Annotated in this window: 21 protein-coding genes; 12 read left to right on the plus strand and 9 right to left on the minus strand. The window is 73.7% G+C overall.

The window, feature by feature from the left end; all coding sequences use genetic code 11:
• Positions 1-22 precede the first annotated feature (22 nt).
• Both WCD74_RS19720 and WCD74_RS19725 read left to right on the plus strand, forming a co-directional pair.
• A complete protein-coding gene (locus WCD74_RS19720; protein ID WP_337696577.1) occupies positions 23-607 on the plus strand; it encodes a DoxX family protein in 585 nt (194 codons plus the stop codon).
• A gap of 96 nt (positions 608-703) precedes the next feature.
• A complete protein-coding gene (locus tag WCD74_RS19725) occupies positions 704-1,984 on the plus strand; it encodes a D-arabinono-1,4-lactone oxidase (protein ID WP_337696578.1) in 1,281 nt (426 codons plus the stop codon).
• Here the strand turns inward: WCD74_RS19725 and WCD74_RS19730 are convergent.
• Entirely contained in the window at positions 1,927-4,347 is a 2,421-nt protein-coding gene (locus WCD74_RS19730; RefSeq protein WP_337696579.1) for an FUSC family protein, read from the minus strand. The genes WCD74_RS19725 and WCD74_RS19730 overlap by 58 nt on opposite strands.
• 169 nt (positions 4,348-4,516) lie before the next feature.
• Between WCD74_RS19730 and WCD74_RS19735 the strand changes: the two genes are divergently transcribed.
• From WCD74_RS19735 to WCD74_RS19745, 3 genes are all read left to right on the plus strand, one after another.
• On the plus strand, positions 4,517-6,376 hold the full coding sequence (locus WCD74_RS19735) for an acyl-CoA dehydrogenase (RefSeq protein ID WP_337696580.1): 1,860 nt from the start codon (positions 4,517-4,519) through the stop codon (positions 6,374-6,376).
• A gap of 97 nt (positions 6,377-6,473) precedes the next feature.
• Positions 6,474-7,889, plus strand: a complete 1,416-nt coding sequence (gene argG, locus WCD74_RS19740) for an argininosuccinate synthase (protein WP_337696581.1) — start codon at positions 6,474-6,476, stop codon at positions 7,887-7,889.
• A 107-nt stretch (positions 7,890-7,996) separates the two neighbouring features.
• Positions 7,997-8,203, plus strand: coding sequence for a hypothetical protein (locus WCD74_RS19745; protein WP_286050978.1), 207 nt, complete (start codon positions 7,997-7,999; stop codon positions 8,201-8,203).
• A gap of 64 nt (positions 8,204-8,267) precedes the next feature.
• Here the strand turns inward: WCD74_RS19745 and WCD74_RS19750 are convergent, their stop codons facing one another.
• From WCD74_RS19750 to WCD74_RS19765, 4 genes are all read right to left on the minus strand, one after another.
• On the minus strand, positions 8,268-9,143 hold the full coding sequence (locus tag WCD74_RS19750; RefSeq protein ID WP_337696582.1) for a DUF1206 domain-containing protein: 876 nt from the start codon (positions 9,141-9,143) through the stop codon (positions 8,268-8,270).
• Positions 9,140-11,095, minus strand: coding sequence for a VanW family protein (locus WCD74_RS19755; RefSeq protein ID WP_337696583.1), 1,956 nt, complete (start codon positions 11,093-11,095; stop codon positions 9,140-9,142). The genes WCD74_RS19750 and WCD74_RS19755 overlap by 4 nt, the downstream gene beginning before the upstream one ends.
• Positions 11,092-11,418, minus strand: coding sequence for a GroES family chaperonin (locus tag WCD74_RS19760; protein ID WP_286050981.1), 327 nt, complete (start codon positions 11,416-11,418; stop codon positions 11,092-11,094). Before WCD74_RS19760 ends, WCD74_RS19755 begins: the two co-directional genes overlap by 4 nt.
• Before the next feature lie 227 nt (positions 11,419-11,645).
• Positions 11,646-12,836: an ATP-binding protein gene (locus tag WCD74_RS19765; RefSeq protein WP_337696584.1), complete on the minus strand. Its 1,191-nt coding sequence runs from the start codon at positions 12,834-12,836 to the stop codon at positions 11,646-11,648.
• Positions 12,837-13,040: 204 nt separating this feature from the next.
• On the opposite strand from WCD74_RS19765, the gene WCD74_RS19770 reads away from it, so the two are divergent.
• Positions 13,041-13,955: an AurF N-oxygenase family protein gene (locus WCD74_RS19770; RefSeq protein WP_337696585.1), complete on the plus strand. Its 915-nt coding sequence runs from the start codon at positions 13,041-13,043 to the stop codon at positions 13,953-13,955.
• Positions 13,956-13,966: 11 nt separating this feature from the next.
• Entirely contained in the window at positions 13,967-15,448 is a 1,482-nt protein-coding gene (locus WCD74_RS19775; RefSeq protein WP_337696586.1) for an FAD-dependent oxidoreductase, read from the plus strand.
• Positions 15,449-15,580: 132 nt separating this feature from the next.
• Here the strand turns inward: WCD74_RS19775 and WCD74_RS19780 are convergent, their stop codons facing one another.
• Positions 15,581-16,204: a response regulator gene (locus WCD74_RS19780; protein ID WP_337696587.1), complete on the minus strand. Its 624-nt coding sequence runs from the start codon at positions 16,202-16,204 to the stop codon at positions 15,581-15,583.
• 5 nt (positions 16,205-16,209) lie between these two features.
• Positions 16,210-18,180: an ATP-binding protein gene (locus tag WCD74_RS19785; RefSeq protein ID WP_337696588.1), complete on the minus strand. Its 1,971-nt coding sequence runs from the start codon at positions 18,178-18,180 to the stop codon at positions 16,210-16,212.
• A gap of 152 nt (positions 18,181-18,332) precedes the next feature.
• Here WCD74_RS19785 and WCD74_RS19790 point away from each other — a divergent pair, with 152 nt between their 5' ends.
• Positions 18,333-18,752, plus strand: coding sequence for a hypothetical protein (locus WCD74_RS19790; protein WP_337696589.1), 420 nt, complete (start codon positions 18,333-18,335; stop codon positions 18,750-18,752).
• A gap of 122 nt (positions 18,753-18,874) precedes the next feature.
• Here the strand turns inward: WCD74_RS19790 and WCD74_RS19795 are convergent, their stop codons facing one another.
• A complete protein-coding gene (locus tag WCD74_RS19795; RefSeq protein WP_337696590.1) occupies positions 18,875-19,498 on the minus strand; it encodes a TetR/AcrR family transcriptional regulator in 624 nt (207 codons plus the stop codon).
• Positions 19,499-19,589: 91 nt separating this feature from the next.
• Between WCD74_RS19795 and WCD74_RS19800 the strand changes: the two genes are divergently transcribed.
• The 3 genes from WCD74_RS19800 (at position 19,590) to WCD74_RS19810 (ending at position 22,082) form a co-directional block, all read left to right on the plus strand.
• The gene (locus WCD74_RS19800; protein WP_337696591.1) at positions 19,590-20,129 is read left to right on the plus strand and encodes an SCP2 sterol-binding domain-containing protein; all 540 of its coding nucleotides are present in this window, start codon (positions 19,590-19,592) and stop codon (positions 20,127-20,129) included.
• Between the two features lie 13 nt (positions 20,130-20,142).
• Entirely contained in the window at positions 20,143-21,354 is a 1,212-nt protein-coding gene (locus WCD74_RS19805) for an acyl-CoA dehydrogenase family protein (protein WP_337696592.1), read from the plus strand.
• A gap of 92 nt (positions 21,355-21,446) precedes the next feature.
• Entirely contained in the window at positions 21,447-22,082 is a 636-nt protein-coding gene (locus tag WCD74_RS19810; RefSeq protein WP_337696593.1) for a hypothetical protein, read from the plus strand.
• Here the strand turns inward: WCD74_RS19810 and WCD74_RS19815 are convergent.
• The gene (locus tag WCD74_RS19815; protein ID WP_337696594.1) at positions 22,051-22,668 is read right to left on the minus strand and encodes a maleylpyruvate isomerase family mycothiol-dependent enzyme; all 618 of its coding nucleotides are present in this window, start codon (positions 22,666-22,668) and stop codon (positions 22,051-22,053) included. The genes WCD74_RS19810 and WCD74_RS19815 overlap by 32 nt on opposite strands.
• 108 nt (positions 22,669-22,776) lie before the next feature.
• On the opposite strand from WCD74_RS19815, the gene WCD74_RS19820 reads away from it, so the two are divergent.
• Positions 22,777-23,997, plus strand: coding sequence for an acyl-CoA dehydrogenase family protein (locus tag WCD74_RS19820; protein WP_337696595.1), 1,221 nt, complete (start codon positions 22,777-22,779; stop codon positions 23,995-23,997).
• Position 23,998: the final 1 nt, after the last annotated feature.

A 23,998-nucleotide genomic window follows, 5' to 3' on the forward strand; every position in this document is an offset into this window, starting at 1 on the left:
TGACCGCCTGGAGGTCCCCCACATGCTCGTCCGCCGTCTCGCCCGGCCGATGCTGGCCGCGATTTTCATCAAGGGCGGGATCGACACCCTGCTCAACCCGGAGCCGCGCGTCGGCAAGGCGGCTCCGAAGATCCAGCAGGCGCAGAACGCCGTCGGCGACAAGCTCCCGCCGCAGGCGCCCACCGAGCCCGACCAGCTGGTGCGGATCGACGCCGGCGTCAAGATCGGCGCCGGAGTGCTCCTCGCGCTCGGCAAGTTCCCCCGGATCGCGTCCCTGGCCCTCGCCGCCAGCATCATCCCGACCACCGTCGTCGGCCACGCGTTCTGGGAGTACGACGGCGAGGACCGCACCGCCCAGGAGCAGCACTTCCTCAAGAACCTCGGCCTGCTCGGCGGCCTCGTCCTGGCCGCGGTCGACACCGAGGGCAAGCCGTCGCTGGGCTGGCGGGCCCGCCGGGCCTCGCGCAAGCTCGCGAAGCAGACCCGCGAGCTGACCGGCTCGGCGTCCGACACCGACTTCACCGGCAACGCGAAGTCCGCGGCGGAGACCGTCGGCGCGACCACCCGCGACGCGGTCGACGTCGCGATCGGCCGGTTCGTCGCCTGACCCGCGCGCATCCGAACGGCCCGTCTGCTGCGTCCGGCGCAGCGGCGGGCCGTTCCTCGCGTCCGGGGCCCGCCGTCGCCCCCTAGGGTGACCCGGGTGTGGACGAACTGGTCGGGCGGGCAGCGCTGCCGGCCCGTCGCGACCGCGCGGCCCCTCGACGACGCCGGTGTCGCGGGGGTGATCCGGCGCGCCGCGCAGCGCGGGCAGACGGTCCGCCCGGTCGGCTCCGGGCACGGCTTCTCCGACCTCGCGGTGACCGACGGCGTGCACCTGGACGCCTCCGCCTTCTCCGGCATCACCGGCGTCTCCGCCGCGCCCGCGGGCGCCGGCGCGACCGTCCGCGTGCGAGGCGGGACCTCGATTGGCGAGCTCCAGGAGAGCCTGGCCGAGCGCGGGCTCGCGCTGCCGGTCCCGCTCGACCTCGGCGCCCCGACCCTGGGCGGCGCCCTCGCCGTCGGCGCGCACGGCAGTGCCTCGACCCGCGGCTCGATCGCCGACCAGGTGATCGCGCTGCGCCTCGTCGACGGCCGCGGCGAGGTCCGCGACGTGCCCCGCGCCGACCTGGACGCGGCCCGCACGGCGCTCGGCGCCCTCGGCGTCGTCCTGGACGCCGAGCTCGCCGTGGTCCCGGCCGCCCCGCTGACGGTGACCCGGGCCCGGCGGCCCCTCGACGAGGTCCTCGACCCGGGCTTCTGGGAGGCGCACGACCTCGCCGAGGCCGCCCTGTTCCCGTCGTCGTCGACCGCGCTGGCGCGGTGGGCGGGCACCGCGGCGACCGACGGGGAGGAGGCGGAGCGCGGCGTCGGGGTCACCAGCGCCGGCGCCACCGGGCGCACGGCGCTGGGCGGGGCGGTCGTCGTCGAGCGCGCCCTGCCCCGGCTCGCCCCGTCGCTGAACAAGGTCGTGCCCCGCCTCGCCCGCACCGTGTCCGCGACCGGCCCGGGGCACCGCGTGCTGTCCGACCCGCCGCCGGTGCGCTACGAGCAGAGCGAGTGGGCGGTCCCGCGCGAGCGGCTCGTCGCGAGCCTGCGGGCCCTGCTGCCGCAGCTCGCCGACGGGCTGGAGACCGGGCTGCCGGTGCGGATGCGGGTCGGGCCGGCCGAGCGGGGCTGGCTGCACCCCGCCCACGGCCGCGCGACCGGGTGGGTCGCCGTCCGGGTCCCCCGCGGGACCGACCCGGGTCCCGTGTTCGCGCGCACGGCCGCGGTGATGCGCGCCCACGGCGGCCGCCCGCACTGGGGCACGCGGCACGACTTCGACGCCGTCGACGTGGCCGCCGCCTACCCGCGCTTCGCCGACTTCGTGCGGGTCCGCGACGACTACGACCCCGACCGCGTGTTCGCCAACCCCGCGCTGACCCGGCTGCTCGGCGACTGATCGTCCGGGGCCTCCTCCCGGGCGGCCCCGAGGTCGACGGCGAGGGCGACGACGGCCTGGTCGACCCGGCGCAGCAGCCGGGTCACCACGAGCGCGTCGTTGCGCCGGCCCGGGTCCCGGCTGCGCGCGGCCTGCTCCTCGGCCCGGTCGACGAGCTCCTCGGCGGAGTGCACGAGCACCTGCCCGCCGTCCGAGCGCCGCTTCCCGCGGACCAGGACGTCGCGCAGCCCGTCGAGGTTCGCGCGCACCGCGGCCAGCGCCGGCTCCAGCGTCGGGCCCCAGCCGGGGGTCGGGTCGGAGCCCAGGTCGGCGGCCGTCCGGGCGAGCGAGCGGGCGTAGTGGTCGACGATGGTGAACACCCGCAGCGCGCGGCGGTGGCTCGACCGGCCCCGCCGCCGCGGGGTGTCCACCAGCAGCGGCCGCGTGCGGGCCCGCAGCGTCGCGAGGGCGGTGTCCATGTCCCGCGCGCCCTCGAGGGCCGCGGGCGTGCCGGCGCCCCGTCCGAGGATCGTCGCGACCGCGGCGTCGAGCACCCGGTCGGCCGTGTCGACGAACTCCTCCACGGCCTCGCCGAAGGCCTCGCGCGTGCCCTTGGGCAGCACCAGGAAGGCCGCGACGACGCTCGCGAGGACCCCGACCAGCGTCTCCTCGATGCGCAGGACCAGCGTCTGCACGCTGAACTGGCCGATCAGCCCGTACACGAGCGCGAGCACGGCGGTGATCCAGAAGGCGAGCATGCTCGGCGAGACGCGCACCAGGTAGAGGGCGAGGAACGCGCAGCCGAACAGCAGCACCAGCGAGAGGATCTGGTTCCCGGCCGCGAGGGCGGCGAGGCCCATGCCCGCCGCGACGCCGCCGACGGTGCCGAGCACCCGCCCCCAGCCGCGGGAGAGCAGGTCGCCCCGGCTGGCCGTGTTCGCGAAGACCACGAACGAGGCGATCACCGCCCAGTACCAGCGCGTGGGGGCGAGCAGCTCCCCGAGCACGATCGCGATCGTGGTGCCCACGCCCACCTGCACGGACTGCCGGGTGGTGAGAAGGAGCCCGCGGTCCGGGTCGTCCGTTCCCGACGACGGGTCGTCGGGGTCCGGGCGGCCCTCGCGGAGACCGTCCGGGGCGGCCTGCGCCGCCATCCCTACCGGGCTCGCCGCCGCCCGGGGCACGCCCGGCAGCTCGATGCCCGCGGTCACGGGCTCGCCGGGACGGCGACCCGGGTCGAGCTCCGCTGCGCTGCGTCTCCCGGCGGGGAGGTCGCGCTGCGCGTACTCCACCGAGTCGGCCACCCGGCGCACCGCGAAGGCGGCGCGCTGCATCCGCTCGAGGCCCGGGCCGGTGTCGGCCACCAGGCCGGCGACGGCGCCGCGGGCGTCGGCGAGCTCGTCGAGGATCGTCCGGTGCCCGACGTTCCGGTCGGTGGCCCGGGCGAGGTGCGCGACGCCGGTGCGCAGCGCGGTCAGGGCGAGCGCGGTCGGCCGCTGGGCCTGCGCGCCGCGCACCATCCGCCGCGTCGCCACGCCCAGCCGCTCCAGGCCGAGCTCGACGTCCACGACCCGGAGTGCGAGCAGGTCGTTCTCCAGCCCGGGCCACACCCGGTCGGCCGCGCTGTGCTCGAGCTGGTCCTCCACGAGCAGCGCGGTCTCGTTCAGCCGCCGCCGCGCGCGGTAGAGGCGCTCCAGGACGGCCTCGCCCACCTGCTCGTGCTCGTGGGTCCCGGGCGCCGGCCCGGTGCCGCGCTGGGCCTCGGCGAGCACCTCGTCGACGCGCAGCACCATCTCGTGCGCCCGGGCCCGGAACGCGTCGACCAGCCGGCGCAGCGTGCGCTCGGGTCGCTCGGCGAACAGGACGCCGCGCAGCAGCAGCGTGGACCCCAGCCCGATCCCGACGGCCACGCACAGCGCCGGGATCTGCGGCGGCTTCGCCTGCAGGAACTGGGTGAAGAAGAACGGCATGAACGCGGCCATGCCGAGCGCGAAGCCCCGCGGCCCGAACCGGCGGACGTAGACCGCGGCGATCATCACCGCCACGAACACGACGTCGGCGACCACGCGGTGGGGCGCGAGCAGGGTCCCGGCGACCGTGGACGCGAGGGCCGGCAGGGCCATCATTGCGGTGGTGACGCGTTGGCGGGCGACGGTCTTCTCGTTGACCGCGAGGTTGGAGATCATCGCCAGCACGCCGCCGAACAGCACGACCGTGACCGGCTCGTCCGGGGCGAGGGTGGCCCGGCCGCCGGCCACGAGCCCGGCGGCCAGCGCCATCGACGCGACCGCGACCGACGCCAGCCGGAGCCGGGCGAGCCCCGGGTCGGACGTCACGAGCAGGGTCCGCACCGACTCGAGCGCCCTGCGGGTGCGAGCGCCCACGTGCCACCCCCTCGTCCGGCCCGCCAGTGTCCCACCCCCGCCTGTTAGGGATCTGCCCTCGACACGGTTACCGCGCGGTAATAGCCTGCAGTTACCCGCCGGTACGCACCGGCTCCCGCCCGCCGCCACCGGGCGGGTCCTCGTCGAGGAGAGCAGGAGTTCTCACGTCATGAGCCACTACCGGGCCAACGTCCGCGACATCGAGTTCACCCTCTTCGAGCTGCTGCGCGTGCAGGACCGGTTCGGCCAGGGACCCTTCGCGGAGACCGACGAGGAGACCGCCCGCGCCCTCCTGCAGGAGGCGGCGGCGCTCGCGGAGGGCCCGCTGGCGGAGTCCTACGAGTCCGGCGACCGCAACCCGGTGCGCTTCGACCCGCAGACCCACACCGCCCACCTCGACGAGGGCATCAAGAAGTCCTACCGGGCGATGTGGGACGCCGAGTGGTGGCGCCTCTCGGCCGACAACGCCATCGGCGGCATGGGCGTGCCCCCGTCGATCCAGTGGTCGGCCGCGGAGATGATCCTCGGCGCGAACGCCCCGGTCTTCATGTACATGACCGGCCCGAACTTCGCCTCGGTGATCTACCGCAACGGCACCGAGCAGCAGAAGCACTGGGCGCAGGTCATGGTCGACCGCGCCTGGAGCGCCACGATGGTGCTCACCGAGCCGGACGCGGGCTCGGACGTCGGCGCCGGCCGCACCAAGGCTCGCGACAACGGCGACGGCACGTGGTCGATCGAGGGCGTCAAGCGCTTCATCACCTCGGCCGACTCCGACGACCTCGTCGAGAACATCCTGCACCTGGTCCTGGCGCGCCCCGAGGGCGCGAAGCCGGGCACCAAGGGCCTGTCGCTGTTCCTGGTGCCGAAGTTCCACTTCGACCCCGAGACCGGCGAGCCGGGCGAGCGCAACGGCGCCTTCGTGACGAACGTCGAGCACAAGATGGGCCTGAACGCCTCGGCGACCTGCGAGGTCACCTTCGGCGGGAACGGCGTGCCCGCGACCGGCTTCCTGCTCGGCGACGTCCACGACGGCATCGCCCAGATGTTCCAGGTCATCGAGTACGCCCGGATGATGGTCGGCACGAAGGCGATCGGCACCCTCTCGACCGGTTACCTGAACGCGCTCGACTACGCCAAGGAGCGCATCCAGGGCGCCGACCTCACCCAGCAGACCAACAAGGCCGCGCCCCGCGTGCCGATCACCAACCACCCCGACGTGCGCCGCAGCCTCATGCTGCAGAAGGCGTACGCGGAGGGCCTGCGCGCGGTCTACGCGTTCACCGCGACCTACCAGGACACCGTGCGGCTGGGCGCGGCGCCGGACGCCGAGGCCGGCGCGGTGTCCGCCGAGGACGTCGCCCTCGCGGAGAAGGTCAACGACCTGCTGCTGCCGATCGTCAAGGGCGTCGGGTCCGAGCGCGCGTCCGAGCAGCTGATCGGCTCGCTGCAGACCCTGGGCGGGTCGGGCTACCTGCAGGACTACCCGATCGAGCAGTACATCCGCGACGCCAAGATCGACTCGCTCTACGAGGGCACCACGGCGATCCAGGCGCAGGACTTCTTCTTCCGCAAGATCGTCAAGGACAACGGCCAGGCGCTGGTCCACGTGGCCGGACTGGTGCAGTCGTTCCTGGAGGCCGAGGGCGGCAACGGCCGGCTCAAGGAGGACCGGGCGCTGCTCGCGACCGCCCTCGCCGACGTGCAGGCCATGCTCGGCACGATGGTCGGCTACCTCACCTCCTCCCAGGAGGACGTGACCAACCTGTACAAGGTCGGCCAGCACGCGGTCCGGTTCCTGCTCTCGGTCGGCGACATGCTGATCGGCTACCTGCTGCTGCGCGGGGCCGACGTGGCGATCGCCGCGCTGGACCGGGGGGCCTCGGCCCGCGACACCGCCTTCTACGAGGGCAAGATCGCGGTGGCGCACTTCTTCGCCAAGAACGTGCTGCCGGAGCTCACCGCCCGCCGCGCGATCGTCGAGGGCGCCGACAACTCGCTCATGGACCTGGACGTCGCCTCGTTCTGATCGGCGGCACCCGTCGTCGGGACGGGGAATCGTTCCCGACGACGGGTGGTCCGGGTGATTCCCGGGTCACACGGACCCGGGAGATAGGTTCTGACCCGTGTCGAAGGTCCTGACGAATCTCCCGGTCGGCGAGCGTGTCGGCATCGCGTTCTCCGGGGGCCTGGACACCTCCGTGGCCGTGGCCTGGATGCGCCACCACGGAGCCGTGCCGTGCGCCTACTCGGCCGACCTCGGGCAGTACGACGAGGACGACATGGCCACCCTGCCCGACCGGGCGAAGGAGTACGGCGCCGAGATCGCACGCCTGGTCGACTGCCGCGGCCCCCTCGTCGAGGAGGGGCTCGTCGCCCTGATGTGCGGCGCCTTCCACATCCGGTCCGGCTCGCGGGTCTACTTCAACACCACGCCGCTCGGCCGCGCGGTGACGGGCACGCTGCTGGTGCGGGCCATGCAGGACGACGGGGTCTCCATCTGGGGGGACGGGTCGACCTACAAGGGCAACGACATCGAGCGGTTCTACCGCTACGGGTTGCTGGCGAACCCCCAGCTGCGCATCTACAAGCCGTGGCTGGACGCGCAGTTCGTCGACGAGCTCGGCGGGCGGGCCGAGATGAGCCAGTGGCTCACCGAGCACGACCTGCCCTACCGCGCGAGCAAGGAGAAGGCCTACTCCACCGACGCCAACATCTGGGGCGCCACGCACGAGGCGAAGACCCTGGAGCACCTCGACGAGTCCCTCGAGGTCGTCGAGCCGATCATGGGCGTGCGGTTCTGGGACCCGTCCGTGGCGATCGAGCCCGAGGACGTGACGATCTCGTTCGAGCAGGGCTACCCGGTGGCGATCAACGGGGAGCGGTTCGAGAACAACGTCGACCTCGTGATGGCCGCCAACGGGATCGGTGGCCGCCACGGGCTCGGCATGAGCGACCAGATCGAGAACCGCATCATCGAGGCCAAGAGCCGCGGCATCTACGAGGCGCCCGGCATGGCCCTGCTCTTCCTCGCCTACGAGCGTCTGCTCAACGCGATCCACAACGAGGACACGATCGCGAACTACCACAACGAGGGCCGCCGGCTCGGCCGGCTGCTCTACGAGGGCCGCTGGCTGGACCCGCAGTCGATCATGCTGCGCGAGTCGATCGTGCGCTGGATCGGCCGCACCGTCACCGGCTCGGTCACCGTCCGCCTGCGGCGCGGCGAGGACTACACGATCGTCCGCACCGAGGGCCCGTCGCTGTCCTACCACCCGGACAAGCTCTCGATGGAGCGCACCGAGGACGCGGCGTTCGGCCCGCTGGACCGCATCGGGCAGCTGACGATGCGCAACCTCGACATCGCCGACTCCCGGACCAAGCTCGAGCAGTACGCCGCCTTCGGCCAGCTGACCGGACAGGCGGCGTTCGTCGGCGAGCTCGAGCAGGGCCGGGCGGACGCGATCACCGGGCGCGGCGCGGAGTCCGACACCGACGAGTCCGCGTTGGACCGCGCGGCGATCGAATCGGGCGTCGACTAGACGCTCCTCGGTCGGCGCGGGGCGGGATTCGACCCGACCGTCATGCGGTAAAGAGACCTCTGCGGGCGCGGACGTCCCGCGCCGTGACGACGAGGAGGGGACCCGGCATGGCGGGCATCGAGGACAAGGTCGACAAGGACTACGCGTCGAAGAGCGCCGCGGAGATCGCCGACGCGCCGGTGGACGCGCTCAAGGGCGTGTCCGAGGGCGACGCGCAGCACCTCAAGGACGCGTTCAACATCAAGACTGTGCGCGACCTGGGCACGAACAAGTACTTCCTCTGGGCCCAGGCGATCTCGAAGGTCGCCGAGTAGGTGCCTCCGGCTCGTGAGTACTTGTGAAGGCCATAGCCACCACAAGTACTCACGAGCGCAGCACCTACACGCGCCGCGCCCGCGCCTCCGCGAACAGGTACAGCCCGAAGGCCAGGAAGCCCAGGGCCACGGCCAGGAGCAGGAAGACGCCGTAGGGCTGGCCGGCGAGCGTCTTCAGCGCGGCGTCGAGCCCGCCCGCGCGGCTCGGGTCGGCCGTGAGTGCGGCGAGGCCGATCAGCACGCCCATCACGGCGAACGCCAGCCCGCGCAGCGCGTGGCCGGCGACGCCGAGCCAGACGAGCGGCTCGCGGGCCCACGAGGGCAGGCGGGACCGGTCGAGCTCCTCCAGGAAGCCCCGCTGCAGCCCGGTCCAGATCGTCGCGCCGGCCGCGACGAGCACGACGACGGCGGCGAGACCCACGAGGATCCGGCCGCCGGGCAGGGCGAGCACCCCCGCGGTGGCCTGCTGCGAGCCGCCGGTCGACGATCCCGACGAGCCGGTGAGCAGCAGCCGCACCCCGAGGAACGCCACGCCGAGCACCGCCACCGCGCGGGCGCCGCTGCCGATCCGCTTCTCGGTGCGGTCCCACCCGCTCGTCCACCGGAACCCGGTCGCCGCGGCCAGGCCCTGCCACACGCCGAACGCGAGCAGGCCCAGGACGATCACCACGATCACGACGACGCCGAACGGCTCCGCCGCGATGGCGCCCAGGGCGCCCTGCTGGTCGGCCTGCCCGCCGCCGGAGAGCGCGATCTGCACTGCGATCCCGCCGACGAGCAGGTGCACCAGGCCGTAGGCGACGAGGCCGACCCGCCCGAGGAGCTCGACCCCGCGGGCCGGTGCCTCGCCCTCCCCGCTGCGCCCGAGGCCCTCGAGCGCGCCGCGGACCTGGCGGGCGGCGCGCTCCGGCCCGCCGCCGGACTCCTCGGCGGTGCTCACCGGTTGTTGCAGGTGATCTCGGGCTCCGGGTTGTAGCGCACGGTGCGCGGCTCGGACGTCGTCTCCCCGGTACGCACGTCGGTGAGCACCCGGGTGTCGGTGATGGTGAAGCCACCGACGCCCTTGGACGGCTTGCACCGCGGGTTGTCGGAGAGGTCCCGCGTGCCGGGCGGCACCGGGTTGGTGCGCGGACCGGTCTGGGAGGTCACGTCGTACCGCTTCTGGCCGTAGAGCTGGACCTTGATCGACGACGGGGTCCACTGCGTGCGGATGAGCACCGGGGTGTCGCCGTCGTTGCGGAACTTCAGGTCGATCGCGCCCTCGAACACCGTCGCCTCGCGACCGGCCGGGTAGCGGCTGATGTAGTAGCTGTGCTCCTTGTGCTCGATCTGCTCGAGGCCGGCGAAGTAGGAGGCGTTGTAGAGCGTCGTCGCGAACTGCGAGATGCCGCCGCCGATGCCGCGCCCGGGCACGCCGTCGTCGATGATGCCCGCCTCGACGAAGCCCTTGCCGGCGTCGCGGGGGCCGGTGAACCCGTTGAGGCTGAACGTCTCGCCCGGCTTCACGGTGGCACCGTTGACGATCTCGGCGACCCGCTTGATGTTCTGCCCGGAGTCCGCGGCGAACCCGTTGGTCTGGAACTCCCCGATCACGGTGGCCGGGCCGAGCGCCTGCAGCGCCTCGGTGGTGACCTTCGGCGGGGTCGTCGTGTAGACCGCGTTGACCGCGCGCCCGCTCGCGGGCGGCGGCGGGGCCGGGGTGGCCCCCGGCGGGACCGGCGGCGGGGTGAACGTCGTCGGCGGCGAGGCGTCGGCCGGACGGGCGAGCGCCTCGACGAGCCCCTCCACGGTCTTCGGGTAGTCGATCGTGCGGCCGGTGACCGCGGGGACGACGGTCGCGGCGGCGCCCTCGAACGCGAACGTCGCGTCCTTGGGCTCGGCCTCGGTGTCGGCCAGGTCGCGGTCCACCGCCCGCTCGGCGGCGGGCACGTCGATCCGGGGGGTGAGCCCGCCGGACCCGTCCGGGTCGAACTTCAGGAAGGTGCCGATCTCGGTCGGCGAGAGGGTCGCGTTCTTCGCGTCGCCGACGACGTAGGCCGGGCCCGCGACGGCGGGGGTGGCCACCTCGCGCAGCGCGGTGTCGACGCCCTCCTGGGTGACCGACACCGGCTGCTCGGTGACGGGCAGCCCGACCGGCGCCGGGTCGAGCCAGTGGGCGAGGACGACGTCGGGTGCGGTGCGGCTGTCGACCACGTGGCCCGGCACCGAGGGCACCGGCACCGGCCGGTCGCCCTCGAAGCGGACGGTGCCCTCCACCGACGGCCGGTCCAGCTGCGGGCGCGCCGCGTCGATCGCCTGGCCGACCGCGACCGGGTTGCCCTTGCTGATCGGGGCGATCTCGCGGTCGGAGAACAGCGAGGACAGGCGGGTGACCGGGTTGAGCGGCTGCTCGCCGGCCTCCTCGATGGTCGCGGCGACGTCGAGGTCCAGCCCGGCGCTGCGCGGGTCGAGCGTCGCGGTCCCGGCACCCGGTCCGGTGCCCGCGACCAGGGTGATCGGGCGGGCGACCCGCGGGCCGAGCTCGGTGGTGAGCTTCTCCTGGGCGGCGAGACGGTTCATGCCGCCGATCTCAACGCCCGCGACGGTCACCCCGCGGGGGACGTTCGTGGCGGAGATCAGCAGGTCGCCGACGTAGAGGACGACCAGCAGGCCGACCACCGCCGCACCCGCGATCAGCACCGTGCGCCGTGAGCGGCCACCACCGCCGGTGGACGGCGGGTCGTCGGGCCCGGCCACCGGCGCGATCTGGACGGTCGCCTCCGCGTCGGGGTCGTAGCCGCTGCGCGGCGGTCCGTCACCGGAGTCGGCCGACATCGCGCGCGTCGCCTCGTCGTCGCCGCCCGGCTCGACCCGGGTGTCCCCGGAGGAACCCGGCGCAGGTGGTGTGGTCACAGGTACAGCCCCGTCCCGCTGGTCGGCTCGATGTTCTCGCTGGCCACGGCGTGCACGTCACGCTCCCGCATCACCACGAACGTGCGGCCGTCGACCTCCACCTCGGCGTGGTCGTCCGGGCCGTAGAGCACCCGGTCGCCGGCCTTGACGGTCCGCACGTGGTTCCCGGTCCCGTAGACGTCCCCCCACGCCAGACGCTTCGACACCGAGGCCGTCGCCGGGATGACGATGCCCCCGGTGCTGCGGCGCTCGCCCTCGGCGACCGAGGGGGACACCAGCACACGGTCGTGCAGCATCTGGATTTCCAGCCGGGGGTCCGACACGCGCGAATCGTACGGGGATGCCGGTTCCGCCCGGGCGGGTGGGAGGCGCCGTGTCGCCCTCCTGTCGTCGCGGGGTCGGCGTCGTGTCCGGCCGGGGACATGAAGAAGCCCCGTGGCTCTGCCAGGTCGGGGGTCCGGCAGGGCCACGGGGCTCGTGAGGGGTGTCGTCGGGGGCCGGGCGTTCGTTACCGCTCCCCGGGACCGTCGGCCAGCTTCACTCGACCGGGCTAGTCCCGCCCCAGCAGGAAGCGGCCGAAGTGCGGGACGGTGAAGGCGATCCAGCCGCGCTCGGCGGAGAACACGAGGCCCTTGCGCAGCAGGCTGTCGCGGGCGGGTGACAACGACGAGGCGCGCTTGCCCAGGTGGGCGGCCAGCTTCGCGGTCTGCACCGCCTCGTCGCGGCCCTCGGCCAGCTCGGCCATCCCCTGCAGGTACTCGCGCTCGGCCGGGGTGGCGCGCTCGTAGCGGGAGCCGAAGAACCCGACCGCCAGCTCCGCGCCCGCCTCCGGGGCGGCCACCCGGACGTCGTCGGCGTCGATGGGGCTCTGCACGGCGGCGTCCCACGCGGCCTTCCCGTAGGCCTGCACGAAGTAGGGATAGCCGCCGGAGACCTCGTACAGCGCGTCCAGGGCCGCCGGGGTCAGCTCGGCGTCCTCGCGCTTCGCGGGGGCGGTGAGGGCGAAGTCGGCGTCCGCGCGGTCGAGCTGGCCGATGCGCACGTAGCGGAAGAGCCGCTCGGAGTACGACTTCGACGCGGAGAGCACCGCGGGCAGGTGCGGCAGGCCGGCGCCCACGACGACGAGGGGCGCGCCGGACTGGGAGAGCTCGTGGCACGCCGCGCACAGCGCGGAGACGTCGTCGAGCTGCAGGTCCTGCATCTCGTCGATCAGCAGCGCGACGCCGACCCCGACGTCGGCCGCGAGCTCGGCCACGACCCCGAACAGCTCCACGAGGTCGATCTCGATGTCCCCGGAGTCGGCGCGACCCGCCAGGGACGGGGCGTCGATCCCGGGCTGCCAGCGGTCCTTGAGCTTGGCGTCCGACGGCGTGGCCTTGAGCGCGAACGCCTTCAGGACGCCGAGGGTCTCCTCGACCCGGTCGGGGGCGCGGTGGCGGACGGCGAGGTCGCGCACCGCCCGGTGCAGCGCGGCCGAGAGCGGCCGGCGCAGGTCCGAGTCCGGGCGGGCCTCGATCTTCCCGGCGCCCCAGCCGGCCCGGACGGCCATGGAGCGCAGCTCGCCGAGCAGCACCGTCTTGCCGACCCCGCGCAGCCCGGTGAGCACGAGGCTGCGCTCGGGACGGCCGCGGGCCACCCGCTCGAGGACCACGTCGAAGGCCGTCAGCTCGCGGTCGCGTCCCGCCAGCTCGGGTGGACGCTGGCCCGCGCCGGGGGCGAAGGGGTTGCGCACCGGGTCCACGGCCACCTCGCTGCTCTCGCCGGATCTCGATCGCAGCGTATGGCGCTCTCTAGATCAGCTCCGATACGTCGCGAGAAATCCCGATCGGCGTGTCGCGGTGTGACGGCGGAGACACTCGCGCGTCGGCAGACACGGTGTATCGGTTACCTTTGGTACGGGTAACCGCAGGTAACAGTGACCGCCGGTACGAGGAGCGCGAGCACCATGACCACCGTCGAGCAGTCGAGCACCGGACACCGGGACGAGGACCGGGACGCCGTCGCCGAGAGACTGCTGCGTTCGGCGGGTGAGCTGTCCTACGACCCCCAGCAGGAGGTCGACTGGGAGACCCCGCTGGACCCGTCGCACCACGGCTGCAGCCCGGAGTGGAGCACGCTCTACGGGACCGCCTACTGGGACGAGATGACCGAGGCGCAGCGCGCGGCGCTGACCCGGCAGGAGGCCGCGTCGGTCGCCAGCACGGGCATCTGGTTCGAGATGATCCTGCAGCAGATGGTCATCCGGGACTTCTACGCCAAGGACCCGACGGACCCGGCGTTCCAGTGGGCCCTGACCGAGATCGCCGACGAGTGCCGGCACTCGATCATGTTCGCGCGGGGCGCCGAGAAGCTGGGCGCGCCCGCCTACCGCCCGCCGCGGCACGTGATCGAGGGCGGTCGCGTGTTCAAGGCCGTCGCCACCGGTGAGGCCGCCTACGCGTCGATCCTCGTCGCCGAGGAGGTCCTCGACGTCATGCAGCGTGACTGGATGCGCGACGAGCGCGTCGCCCCCTTCGCGCGCACGATCAACAACATCCACGTGGTCGAGGAGGCGCGGCACATGCGCTTCGCCCGCGAGGAGACCCGGGAGCGGCTCGAGGGCGTCGGCCCCGTCCGCCGTCGGGCGCAGGCCCTGATGGTCGCGTTCGCCGCCTACTTCATCGTCACGAGCATGTGGTCGAAGCAGGTCTACGTGAACGCCGGGCTCGACCCCCAGCGCGCCCTGCGCGAGGCGAAGGCCAACGAGCACCATCGCTCGATGCTGCGCTCGAGCTGCGCGGAGCTCATGGAGTTCCTCGGTTCGGTGGGCCTGCTGACCCGTCCGGCGCGGGCGATCTACCGCGCCGCGCACATCCTGTAAGAGGTCGCGCCGTGTCGTTCGCCATCACGCAGTCGTGCTGCGTCGACGCCACGTGCGTCTCGGCCTGCCCGGTCAACTGCATCCACCCCGCGCCGGGCGAGCCGGACTTCGGGACGACGGACATGCTCTACGTCGACCCGCGGGCGTGCATCGACTGCGGGGCGTGCGCGGAGGTCTGCCCGGTCGACGCGGTCTTCCCGGTGGAGAACCTGGTCGGCCCGCTGCGCGAGTACGCGGAGGTCAACGCCGCGTACTACGCCGATCGCGAGGCCCCCGCGGTGCTCGCGGGGTCGCCGCTGTTCCACGCGTGGGACCCGGTGCGGTTCGACCGGGTGCTGCCGGCGGACTTCCCGCGGCTCGACGTGGCGGTGGTCGGCAGCGGCCCGGCGGCGATGTACACCGTCGAGGACCTCCTGCTGCACACGACGGCGCGCGTGACGATCATCGACCGGCTCACCGAGGCCGGCGGTCTCGTGCGCTTCGGCGTCGCGCCGGACCACGCGACGACCAAGCGGATCGGCGAGCACTTCGCCCGGTACCACGACCACCACCGCGTACGGATGCGGCTCGGGGTCGAGGTCGGCCGGGACGTGACCGTCGAGGAGCTCTCCCGGCGGTACGACGCCGTCGTCTACGCGGTGGGTGCGGCCGAGTCGCGGGACCTGGGCGTCCCCGGCGACCAGCTGCCCGGCAACCTCGCCTCCACGGCGGTGGTGGGCTGGTACAACGGCCACCCGGAGATCGCCGCCGACACGGTCGACCTGGCCGGGCCCCGCGTCGTCGTGGTCGGCACCGGCAACGTCGCGCTCGACGTCGCTCGCATCCTGACCGCCGACCCGGACACCCTGGGCGGGCTGGCCCCGGCGGTGCTGGACGCGTTGCGCGCGAGCTCCGTGCGCGAGGTCGTCCTGCTGGGCCGCCGCGGCCCCCGCGAGGCCGCGTGGACCCGCGGCGAGCTGCTCGGCCTCCTGCGCCGGGACGACCTCGAGGTGGTCGTGGACGACCGCGACCCGCGGACCGCCGACGAGATCGCCGCCGCGGCACCGACCGAGACGGCGAGCCTGCTCCGGGACCTGCCCCGGTCCTCCGCCGCCCCCGACGCCCGACGACGGGTCGTCCTGCGCTTCCACGCGGCCCCCGAGGAGATCCTCGGCACCGACCACGTGACCGGGGTGCGGGTGTCCGGGGGAGACGAGATCGCCACCGGGACCGTCGTCCGGGCCATCGGCCACCGCGGACGCCCGGTGCCGGGACTGCCGTTCGACCCGGCGACGGGCACGGTGCCGCACACCGAGGGCCGGGTCGAGGGGCGCCCGGGCACCTACGTCGTCGGGTGGATCAAGCGCGGCGCGTCCGGCGGCATCGGGGCCAACCGGGCCGACTCCGCCGAGACGGTCGCGTCGCTCATCGCCGACGGCGCGTCCGGCGTGCTGGGCGGGGGCGCCCCGCGGAACCCGGTGCGCCGCGCGGTGCGACGGCTCTCGCGGCGCTGAGATCGGGTCGTCCTCACCGGAACGAACGACGCGTTCGTGCATCCAGAAGCCACGAACGCGTCCTTCGTTCCAGGGCGATCGCGGCGTATCCGCCAGTATCGTCGACGCACTAGACGGCCGTAGACATCGCGATCACCGGCCGAGGCCCCGCTCGCGGGCGACCGCGATGGCCCCGTAGCGGTCGTCGACCTGCAGCTTGGCGTAGATCGCCGACAGGTAGTTGCGGACCGTCTTCGCGCTGAGCGAGAGCTGGTCGGCGATCCCCGTGGTCGGCCGACCGGCCGCGAGCAGCTCCAGCACGCGCTGCTCCTGGTCGGTCAGCTCGGGGAAGGGCCGGTCGGCAGCCGGTGCGCGGGCGAGCGACGCCGCGGCCACGGCCGGACCGAGGACCGTGCCGCCGGCCGCGACCAGGCGCAGCGCGGCGAGGATCTCCGCCTCGTCCGCGCCCTTGAGCAGGTAGCCGCGCGCTCCCGCCCGCAACGCGGCCACCACCGACGAGTCCTCCTCGACCATCGTCAGGACGACGACGGCGGGTGGGTCCGGGTGGGCGAGGAGGCGGCGGCAGGTCTCGAGACCGCCGATGCCGGGCATGCGCAGGTCGAGCAGGACGACGTCGCACCCCGTCGCCGCGTACCGCTCGAGGGCCTCCTCCCCGGACGCGGCGACCCCCGCGCACTCGAAGCCCGCGACCCGTTCGACCATCGTCCGAAGCCCGGAGCGGTAGAGCGGATGGTCGTCGACGACGAGGACGCGCATCGCCGTCACCCCGCCTCGTGCAGCGGCAGGGTCGCGACGACGGTGGTCCCTCCGGCCGCGGACCGCACGTCGAACCCACCGCCGAGCTCCTCCGCCCGGCGCCGCATCGACGCCAGGCCGACGCCTCCCGGCCGCGTGGTGACGGTGCCCCGGCCGTCGTCCGAGACCTCAATGCGCAGCGTCGCCGCGGTCGCGACGAGGGCGACCGTGCACGCGGTCGCACCCGCGTGGCGGGTGACGTTGGCGAGCGCCTCGGTGACCACCCGGTACGCCGCCACCTCGACGGCGGCCGGGAGGGTCTCGGGGACGTCCCGGGCCTCGAGCGTCACCACGGGGCCGGTCCCGTCCAGCAGGTCCACGTGCTTGCCCAGGGCTGCGACGAGCCCGACGTCGTCGAGCGCGGGCGGCCGCAGTCCGTGCACGAGGCGGCGCAGGTCGACGACGGCGTCCTGCAGCGTGCTCTTGAGCGCGTCGGCCCCCGCGGCGTCGGCCTGCGCCGGGCCGATCCCGCGCCGCAGGCCGTCGATCGCGAGCACGGCGTGCGAGAGCACCGGGCCGAGTCCGTCGTGCAGGTCATGGTGCAGCCGGCGTCGTTCGTCCTCCCCGGCCCGGACGAGGTGCTCGCGCGCCTGCTGGAGGTCGGCGGCCAGCGCCCGGGCGTCCAGGGTGCCGGCCAGCACCCGGCCCAGGGCCTCGAGCACCCCGGCGTCGCGGGCATCGGGGGTCTGCTCACCGGGTCGCAGCGCGACCGCGAGGACGCCGACGACCCGGCCGCGGGCCCGGAGCGGGACCTCGTGGCGGGCGGCGGTCACGGACTCCCCGACGGCGACGACGACGCCGCCGTCCGGACCGACGATCGCCGCTCCCGGCACCCGCAGGGCCTCGCGGACCGTCTCGAGGGCCGACCGGGCGCCGCCGTCGTCGGTCCACCGCGGGTCGTCCAGCCGGCTGCCGACCGCCTCCAGCACCGCGAGCGGGTCGGAGCGCCGGCCGTGGAGCAGCCGGTCGACCGCCCGCCCGATCGCCGTCCGCGCCGGGGCGAAGGCGAGCGCGACCGACGCCACGCCCAGGAACCCCGCGGTCTCCGGGAGGACGCCGGCCGCGGAGGTCACCACGATCACGTAGAGCAGGTAGGTCGCGGCCGCGGTGACGGCGAACACCAGCGACCGGTCCACCACCCGGTCCAGTCCGTGCAGACCGCCCAGCACCGCGGCGAGCACGGAGGCCGCGACGAGGCTCGTCGCGATCCCGCTGAGGACGTCGCCCACCGTCTCGGGCACGCCCGGCAGGAAGGTGACCCCGACGGCGAGGGTCACGGCGAGGGCGAACCAGCGCAGCCGCAGGCGGTCGGCCCGCTCGGCCCGGACGTAGCGGACCAGCAGGCTCGCGAGACAGGCGACCGCGCTGAACACCAGCGCGGTGGTGAGCCCCCGCACGACGTCGGTGGGCCACTCGGGCAGGTGGCCCGTCACCGGGCTCGGGGTCCCGTCCTCGAGGCGCGGATGCAGCACGCAGGCGACGAGGAGCAGGACGAACAACGTCAGGACGACGACCTGCAGCAGCACCCACGCCCGGGAGGGGACGCGGCCGGTGGGGAACCACAGGGGCAGCAGGGTGAGCAGGCCGAGGAACGGGATCCAGACGATCTCGGACACCCACCCGGCGAGAGCGGCGAGCGGCAGCGCGCCCGGCGCGGTGTGCAGCCCGAAGCCCGACCACTCGGCGAGGAAGAAGCTGAGCGCGAGACCGGCGGTCGAGAGCAGGACCCAGCCGATGCGGTCACGGGGCCGGTGGGCCAGCAGCAGCGCCCCGGCCGCGGGGACCACCGCCCCGGTGATCGCGTCGCCGAGATAGATGTCCGAGACGCCGGCGGTCGCCCCGTTCGCGACCGCCAGTGGCGCTCCGGCCACGGAGAGTGCGAGGGCGCCCCCCGCGACCACCCAGGGCCAGCGACGACGCTCCGCGGCGGAGGACACGTCCCGGAGCATGACCGAGTGGATCCCCCCGGCGCCACGGTCACGGTGTCCCGCCCGGTTGGGGACACCGTGACCCTGCCCGGCGGCGTGCCTCCCGGGGTGGGCTGGTCGTCGGGTCGGCCGGACGCGCCGACGGACGAGGGGTGGGCGACATGGACCGGCTGAGCTGGATCCGGACCACGGGCGCGGTGGCCGTCATCGGCGCTGCGTGCTGGTCGGTGAAGTGGGTGGCGATCGGGGTGCAGGGCCACTCCGGGAGCGCGGTGGACACGGTGGCGTTCGGCCTCGGGCTCGCCGGGATCGTCGTCGGGTCGTGCTCGGCGTCGTTGCGCCTGACGTCCGGCCGTGGCGGCGGGGCGACCGCGGCGGCCTGCGTGGTGGGCGCGGTGGTCGCGTTCCTGCTGGTACCGGTGCTCTCGACCGTCTCGGAGGCGATCTTCGGGGCGGGGACGTTCCTCGGCGGCGAGGCCGGTCTGATGGTCCTGGCGCTGCTGGCGGTGGTGGTCGGCCTCAGCGGTCTGCGGGCCGCCGCCGCCGCACCGGACGCCCACCGGCGGACCGCGGTGTCGTAGAGCTCCCGATCCGGACGCGCGGGTGGGGCTCGATCGCGGTGGCGGGTAGGGAGAGCATCGTGGCGTCTGCGTGCGTCTCGTGCGTGTTCTAGACGGCCTTAGAGAGCGGGATCGAGGGCTGGTCAGGCCTGGCGCAGCGCGTCCAGGCCCGGCCAGACCACGGCCACGAGCATGTCGGCGAGCAGGTCCGCGGGGTCCTGGTCCTCGGAGCGGTGGTCGGCGCCCAGCCACCAGTCCGCCAGGCCCTCCGCCGCCCCGACGAGCGTGTGGGCCACCGGCAGCGCGGTCTCCGGCGAGCCGCCCAGTTCCGCCGCGAGCAGCTCCGCGGCCCGCGCGACGATGCCGCGCCGGGCCGCGTCCACCGGCCCGGCGAACTCCCCCGCCGAGGCCTGCCGGTACAGCACGGTCCAGCCCTGCCGGTGCGTGGTGACCGCCCGGAAGAAGGCCCGCAGCGCGCGGCGCAGCCGTGCCCGGGCGTCGGCGCCGCCCGACCCGGCGTCGGGAAGGACGGCCGTGGTCAGCGTGCTCATCAGGCGGTCGGCCTCGCGGGCCAGGCAGGCCGCGAACAGCTCGTCCTTGGTGCCGCCGTGCGCGTAGACCGACGGCTTGGACACGCCGGCCCGGGCCGCGATCGCGTCCATCGACGCGCCGTGCAGCCCCTCCTCGGAGAAGACCTCGATGGCGGCGTCCAGCACCTGCCGGCGGCGGACCTCGGGGGCGAGGCGGCGTCTCGTCCCGGTGGTCACACTTGCATCGTATCTACTCCTGCGTAAAGTAGCGAGGGTAAGCGGGACCGGTGGTACCGCCTTCCCTTTCCCTCACACCGGAGTGGAGACCGTGGCCGAGAAGATCGACGTCAACGAGCTGGGTCGCAGCGTCGACCTCAAGAAGCTCTCCTCCGACGAGCTGGTGGCCGTGATGCGCGACGCGCTCGCCGAGCCCGAGGGCGCGAAGAACGTGGACGCCTCGGTCTTCGCGCGCCTGGTCAAGGGCGCGAGCAAGCCCCAGCTCGAGGCGATCATGAGCTCGGACGCCCGCCGCCCGGTCATCGACGCGATCTTCGGGCGGATGAGCGAGTTCTACTCGTCGAAGGGCGCGAGCTCGAAGCGCCAGGTCGTGCACTGGCACGTCACCGGGGCGCCGGGCGGCGGCAGCGACGACTACCAGACCGCGATGCAGCACGGCGTCTGCACCGTCTCCACCAGCCTCGACGAGGAGCCGCGCACCGAGCTGTTCATGAACGGGGTCGAGTTCCTCAAGGTCGTCACGAACAACGCCAACCCGATCACGCTGTTCATGACCCGCAAGCTCAAGGTCTCCGGCGACGTCGGGTTCGCCACCGCCCTGCAGAAGATGTTCACGATCCCGTCCGCGTGAGGTGCGCTGAGTCATGACGTTCTCGATGGAACTGTCCGAGGAGCACACCGACCTGCGCGACTGGGCGCACGGCTTCGCGGAGGAGGTCATCCGCCCGGCCGCGCAGGAGTGGGACGAGCGCGAGGCGACCCCGTGGCCGGTGCTGCAGGAGGCCGCCAAGATCGAGCTCTACAACTTCGAGACGCTCGCGTCCTTCTGGGGCGACGAGACCGGGCTGTCGCTCCCGATCGTCAACGAGGAGCTGTTCTGGGGCGACGGCGGGATCGGGATGGCCATCTTCGGCACCACCCTCGCCGTCGCCGGCATCTTCTCCTCGGGCACGCCCGAGCAGATGGTCGAGTGGATCCCGCAGTGCTACGGCGACGCCGACGACGTCAAGGTCGCCGCGTTCTGCTCCTCCGAGCCGGAGTCCGGTTCGGACGTCGGCGCCATGCGGACCAAGGCCACCTACGACGAGGCCAAGGACCAGTGGACGCTCTCCGGCGCCAAGGCGTGGGCTACGAACGGCGGCATCGCGAACATCCACGTCGTCCAGGCGGTGGTCGACCCGTCGCTGGGGACGCGGGGTCAGGCCGGCTTCGTCATCCCGCCGAACACGCCGGGCCTGGAGTCCACCCGCAAGATCAAGAAGATGGGCCTGCGGGCCTCGCACACCGCGGACGTCTTCCTCGACGACGTCGTGGTGCCGGGGTCCTGCCTGCTCGGCGGGAAGGACAAGCTCGACGAGCGCCTGGCGAAGGCCCGCGAGGGGCAGAAGTCCAAGGGCTCCGCGGCCATGCAGACCTTCGAGCTGTCCCGACCGACCGTCGGCTCGCAGGCCGTCGGCATCGCCCGCGCCGCCTACGAGTACGCGCTGGAGTACGCCAAGGGCCGGGAGACGTTCGGCCGCCCGATCATCGACAACCAGTCGATCGCCTTCACCCTCGCGGACATGAAGACCGAGATCGACGCCGCCCGCCTGCTCGTCTGGCGGGCCGCCTGGATGGGCCGCAACGGCGTGCCCTTCGAGGCGGGCGAGGGCTCGATGTCCAAGCTCAAGGCCGGCCGCGTCGCGGTCTGGGCCACGGAGCGGGCGATCCAGATCCTCGGTGGGGCCGGCTACTCGCGGGAGCACCCGGTGGAGCGCATGCACCGGGACTCGAAGATCTACGACATCTTCGAGGGCACCGAGCAGATCCAGCAGCTCGTCATCTCCCGCTCGATCTCCGGGCGCCACATCGCCTGACGCGGACCCCTGCCCGCCCGAGGGGGGCGGGCAGGGAGCTCCCGTGACCCGAGAGCAATGCTCTTGACGAGAGCACCGCACTCGTAGACTGTGTGAGCACTGCTCTCTTCGGGTCGGAGGTCGTGATGTCGGGTCGGGTCCCCCTGCTCGTCGCCGGGGTGCTGTTCGTGGTCTACCCCGCCCTGCGCCCGAGGGGCGACCTCACGGCCGCAGGCGCCGCGGCGGCCTTCGCCTCGCCGCTGTGGCTGGTCGCGCACCTGGCCGCCGTGGTCGGGTTCGTGCTGGTCGGACTCGGACTGCGCGAGCGTGGACGACGGACCGAGGTCGTGTGGTGGGTCGGGACCGGGCTCGTGCTGCCCTACTACGGCGCGGAGGCCCTCGCGCTGCACGTCCTCGGGCAGCGCACGAGCGGCGAGGAGCTCGTGACGACCGCGGAGGCGATCCGGCTCTCCCCGGTGGCGGCCACGCTGTTCGCGACCGGGCTCGTCGCGCTCGCCGTGGCGGCGGTCCTCGTGGCGGTGCACGACCGGGCGGGCGTGGTGTTCGCCGTGGCGATGGTCGCGTTCCTGCCGCAGTTCTTCGCCCCGCCGGTGGTCCGGGTGGCCCACGGCGTGGTTCTCGGCCTGGGCCTGCTGCTCCTCGCGGTGCCCCGTCGCTCCCGCCCCTCCCGCCGCTCCCCGGTCGGGCGGGAGGCGGTCACCGCCAGCGTTCGAGTCCCTCGCCGGTGAGCAGGTCGTAGGCCGGCGCACGACCGCAGGCCCCGGCGGCGAGGGCGAGCGCCGGGCCGCGGACGGTCTCGCCGTCGCCCCACCCTAAGTCGAGGTCGTCGGCCTCCAGGCGCAGCCCGTCCAGGCGGCCGCGGGTCACGAAGACGCCGACCGCGCGCGGCGTCGTCAGGAACTCGAGAGCCGGCCGCACGTGCTCCGGGTCGACGTGGCCGACCCCGGGCGTCGGCTCCAGTGCCCACCGGATGTCGAGGGTGTGGACGAGGACGTCGACGAGCGGCGCGGCGAGGGGGAGGCCCGGCGGGTGGAAGGTCGAGTCCGCGTGCGCCTCGAGCACGTCGACCAGGTCACCCGGCGCCCGCCGTCCGAGCGTCCTCGCCCACGCGTCCATCGCACCCGACGGTCCGCGGTGCCGGAGCATCGACACGGCCATCCGCGGCATCGAGACCTCGAACGGCGTCACCAGGTGCGCGAGCACCTCGCGCGTGCGCCACCCGGTGCAGAGGCTGGGGCGGGACCACGCGTCGAGATCGAGCGTGCGGAGGTGCCGCGCCGTGGTCAGGCGTTGGTCCCGGAGGAGTTCCTTCACATCGGCAACTCTATGGTCCTTCCGTCGTACCAGGGAAGCCGCAGGTTTCTGGGGGATGACGCCGGGCACAGGAGGGACACGACCTGTCGTCGGGAAGGGACGTGCCCCATGGCCATCGAGACTCCGACCGCCGACCCGTCGGGAGCGCCGCACCAGCTGACCGAGGCGCTGGGCACGGACTACTTCTCGGTGCGCTCCCGCTTCACCCCGAAGCAGTGGGACACGTTCATGGCGGTGCGCCGGTTCGTCGACCACGAGGTGCTGCCCGCGGCGTCGGAGGCCTGGGACGCGGCGCAGATGTCGTGGGACGTGATCAACAAGCTGCCGGCACTCGGCATCGTCGGCGACGACATCGAGGGCAACGGCTGCCCGGGGCTCGACCCGTTGTCGTGCGGTCTGGTGGCGATGGAACTCGCCCGCGGCGACGGCAGCCTCGCGACCTTCTTCGCGGTGCAGTCGGGGCTGGCGATGAAGGCCATCGACATGCTCGGGTCGGACGAGCAGCGGGCGCGGTTCCTGCCGGGGATGGCCCGCCTGGAGACGATCGGCGCCTTCGGTCTGACGGAGCCCGACCACGGGTCCGACTCGGTGGCGCTCGAGACGACGGCGCGCCGGGACGGCGACGACTGGATCCTCGACGGGGCGAAGCGGTGGATCGGCAACGGGTCGGTCGCGCACCGCACGGTGGTCTGGGCCCGCAACACCGATTCCGGGGACGTGCACGGCTTCGTCGTCGACACCACCACCCCGGGCTACGAGGCGTCCGTGATCCCGCGCAAGGGGTCGATGCGGTCGGTGTGGCAGGCCGACATCCGCCTCGACGGCGTCCGCGTCCCCGAGTCCGACCGGCTGCCCGGTGCGGAGACCTTCCGCGACACCGGCCGCGTCCTCGCGACCACGCGTGGCACGTGCGCGTGGATCGCGCTGGGGCACGCGACCGCGGGCTACGACGCCGCGCTGCGCTACACCCTCGAGCGCACGCAGTTCGGCAAGCCGCTCGCCGCGCTGCAGATCGTCCAGCAGCGGCTGGTGAAGATGCTCGCCGAGCTGACCGGCATGCAGCTCTACTGCATGCAGATCGCCGGGCTCGCCGAGCAGGGCGACATCTCCCCGACCATCGCCGGGCTCGCGAAGATGAACAACACCTCGAAGGCGCGCTGGATCCTCTCCGAGGCCCGCGACCTGCTGGGCGGCAACGGCATCCTGCTCGACAACCACGTCATGCGGCACATGGCCGACATCGAGTCGGTGCACACCTTCGAGGGCACCGAGACGATCCAGACGCTGATCGTCGGGCGGGAGATCACCGGCCTGTCGGCCTTCACCTGAG

Origin of the sequence: Actinomycetospora aurantiaca, from assembly GCF_037401875.1 — a bacterium.
Classification (GTDB): domain Bacteria; phylum Actinomycetota; class Actinomycetes; order Mycobacteriales; family Pseudonocardiaceae; genus Actinomycetospora; species Actinomycetospora aurantiaca.

What these genes read in the sequence shown, in the direction of transcription:
- WCD74_RS19720 (WP_337696577.1), top strand. Translation starts at nt 23, where the DNA reads ATGCTCGTCCGCCGTCTCGCCCGGCCGATGCTGGCCGCGATTTTCATC.
- WCD74_RS19735 (WP_337696580.1), top strand. Translation starts at nt 4,517, where the DNA reads ATGAGCCACTACCGGGCCAACGTCCGCGACATCGAGTTCACCCTCTTC.
- WCD74_RS19745 (WP_286050978.1), top strand. Translation starts at nt 7,997, where the DNA reads ATGGCGGGCATCGAGGACAAGGTCGACAAGGACTACGCGTCGAAGAGC.
- WCD74_RS19770 (WP_337696585.1), top strand. Translation starts at nt 13,041, where the DNA reads ATGACCACCGTCGAGCAGTCGAGCACCGGACACCGGGACGAGGACCGG.
- WCD74_RS19780 (WP_337696587.1), bottom strand. Translation starts at nt 16,204, where the DNA reads ATGCGCGTCCTCGTCGTCGACGACCATCCGCTCTACCGCTCCGGGCTT.
- WCD74_RS19790 (WP_337696589.1), top strand. Translation starts at nt 18,333, where the DNA reads ATGGACCGGCTGAGCTGGATCCGGACCACGGGCGCGGTGGCCGTCATC.
- WCD74_RS19805 (WP_337696592.1), top strand. Translation starts at nt 20,143, where the DNA reads ATGACGTTCTCGATGGAACTGTCCGAGGAGCACACCGACCTGCGCGAC.
- WCD74_RS19820 (WP_337696595.1), top strand. Translation starts at nt 22,777, where the DNA reads ATGGCCATCGAGACTCCGACCGCCGACCCGTCGGGAGCGCCGCACCAG.